The sequence below is a fragment of the Photorhabdus africana genome, from assembly GCF_035181445.1.
GTDB classification, from domain to species: domain Bacteria; phylum Pseudomonadota; class Gammaproteobacteria; order Enterobacterales; family Enterobacteriaceae; genus Photorhabdus; species Photorhabdus laumondii.
Map to the genome: position 1 here is coordinate 1 of NZ_JAXBVE010000100.1, position 2,956 is coordinate 2,956.

Annotated in this window: 1 protein-coding gene and 1 pseudogene; one reads left to right on the forward strand and one right to left on the reverse strand. The window is 52.0% G+C overall.

Annotated features, from left to right (window positions below; genetic code table 11):
• Window positions 1-2,460 (forward strand): proprotein convertase P-domain-containing protein (locus SLS51_RS22745; RefSeq protein WP_323840771.1); only part of this gene is annotated, 2,460 nt, incomplete at its 5' end.
• Window positions 2,461-2,565: 105 nt separating this feature from the next.
• Here the strand turns inward: SLS51_RS22745 and SLS51_RS22750 are convergent.
• A pseudogene (locus tag SLS51_RS22750) lies at window positions 2,566-2,804 on the reverse strand (IS1634 family transposase); the annotation flags it as partial.
• Window positions 2,805-2,956: the final 152 nt, after the last annotated feature.

Genomic DNA, 2,956 nt, shown 5'->3' on the forward strand with positions numbered 1-2,956 from the left:
GGTCAAATCGATGCGCGAGCCGCTGTTCGCCTGGCTGAATCTTGGATGACTCAAAGCACCGCTGCCAACGAGTTCGTCTATAGCGCATCCAGCGGCCCTCTGGGAAAAACCTTGGCAGCAGGTGAAACGCTGACATCATCCATCGCCATGAATGCCGGTCTGAATGTCGAACATGTCGAGATCGATTTTGACGCTCAGGTAGGCCGTCTTGGCGATCTGACGCTCAAACTGATCGCTCCTGATGGCACTCAGAGCCTATTGCTCAATCGTCAGGGTAAGGTTCCAGACGGCATGCCGGGCGCGAGTGCGACTGATCTGGGTAGTAGCCAGTCGGGGACGTTCAAATACAGCTTTATGTCGACCCATGATTTGGGTGAACGCTCGGCTGGCAACTGGACCTTACAGGTGACCGATGCGCATTCCGGCCTGCCGGTTACATTAAATGCCTGGTCGCTACGTTTGTACGGCAGCAAGAGCACCCCGGATGACACTTATTTCTACACCGACGAATATATCCAATCGGTGTTCGGGCAGGCCAACCGCGCAGTGCTGGATGATGCAGTCAATGGCGTGGCGGGAGGGCGTAATACCCTCAATGCGGCGGCTGTTTCGCGGGATACCTCAGTCAACTTGCTGACGGGTGTTGCCAGCATTGGCGGTACAGCGTTGACGATAAAGAATCCGTCGGGCATTCAGAACATCGTCACCGGTGATGGCAACGACACGCTGGTTGCGGGTAATGCCGATGCATTGCTTGATGGCGGGCGTGGAAACAACACACTGGCAGGTGGTGCGGGTAAGGACTTCTTTGTGGTCCACCGTCGTGAGGCAGGCAGCGATGTTATCAGCAACTTCGAGGCGGCTCGTGGCGAAATCATCGATCTGGTCGGATTTCGTGGAAAAACGTTTGCCGATCTGTTGCTGACGCAGCAGGGGGCGGATGTTAAGGTCGATCTGGGTAAGGGGCAGAGCCTTGTCCTGAAAAATCAGACACTCGCCGGGATCGGTGCGGCGAACTTCAAGTTCCAGGACACCTTTATCGCCCCGGTGGCTTACACGAATAGCGACGCCTCAACGCTCCAGCCACAAGAAGGCTTGGGAACCGTGATCCTTAAGGGCGGCGGCAAGGGCGTCATGCTCACTAGCGATGCTCAGGGGCAGATGAAATTTAGCTTGAATGGGACGATCTATAGCCATGACAGTGCGGCGTCAGACGTTTTTGTGGTGGCAGCCCAACCAGGTGTCAAGGACTACAAGAATGCATTACGTGGGTTCCGTCACGGCATTGATAAAATTGATTTGCGTCAAACCGGCGTCACTGATTTCAGCCAACTCACAATTGCTAAGAGTCATCGTGGCACGATCAACGGCCTGTCACAAATTCATGGCGTTGAGGTGGTCTTTAATGGGGCCAGCGGTACTGATTCAAACGTGAAGTTGCTGTATCTCGATACCCTGGATATTTCGCAGGTCGATGCGGCCGACTTCCTTTTTGCGGAGCCTATGCCGGATTTGGTCCCAACGGTCAAGCCAGTGGTGACGCAATCTCTTGATAAACCGACGGTGACTTTCCCGGACGCATTAACGCCGATCACTATTCCTAAGCGGGAACCGATCAGTATCCCTCCTTTTGAACTACACCCAACGCCCAGCGTGCCGAAAATTAAGCCAGCAGTGGAACCGACATCGGTGACCACTGACCCTAATTCCATCACGGTCGAAGAGACCTTTGGCAAGGTTACCTTGGGGGACGAGAGCAAGACTGTCAATGTGAAAGCCATGGGCGTCAAAATGGTTGCGGGTAACGGTGACAATACAGTCAATGTGGCAGAATCGATGTCAAATATTACGCTGGGTAATGGTAATAACGTCATTGTCGGAGATATCGACAAACTCACAGTCGGACATGGCAACAATAGTATCACTGACACAGGAAGGGGGGCGACAATGAAGGTAGGGGACGGTAATAACCATATAGTGACTAGTGGTACCATGTCGCGAGTGGAAGCTGGGAATGGTGATAACCATATCGTGACCCGCGGTACTATGTCGAAAGTAAAAGTCGGGGAGGGTAATAACCATATTGTGACCAGTGGTACTATGTCGACGGTAGAAGTCGGGCATGGGGATAACGATTTAGAATTTAGCGGTAAGATGGGGAACTTGGTGTTCGGAAAGGACATCAGCCCTGAGCGTCTGTGGTTCCAGCATGAAGGGCAGGATCTGCAAATATCGGTCATTGGCAGCAAGCAGGAGGTCACACTGCATAATTGGTATGCCAGTCCCGCCGAACGCCCCGGCAGCATCATGGCGGGTGACGGTCATCAGTTGACGGACCGTAATGTCGAAAATCTTGTCCAGGCGATGGCTGCCTTCGCGCCGCCGACACCTGCGACCACAATGCTCGGCGATGTCGAGCAACAGCGGCTGCAACCTGTGCTGGCAGCCAACTGGCACTGATCGGTAACAAGGCCCGCGATGGTTATCGCCGGTCTCATAAATCCGACATTCCGCACCCAATTCAGAACTCAACAACCACCGACTAAAGTCGGTGGCTTTAACCTTTCATATGGAAGAATAAAAAGACCCATACCATTGACCCAATATTTTCAACAGGTCACTTTGGTACGGTTGCATACCTGTATACCCTCCGATGCTCTTGAAATCCGAAGGTATTAACCCCTTCAAAGGTTAAAAATACCCAACGGGCGGTGGGCGATTGTGTCTGCCGGTTTTTTCAGATACATGGAAGAGGTCAGGAACTCCGGGCTTTTCAGAAACCGGAAGCCCCGTTCAACATTTTTAAATCAGGAATGAGGTGCGGAATGACGGATAGACTGTTTTATGCAAAAAAATTTATATATTAATGATGTTGCCATATCTTCTCTGACATTTTTTTGATCGTTATTTGCGCGGTTGTTGGATGGGCTTTTAAGTCCGACAATCAGCTCATTAA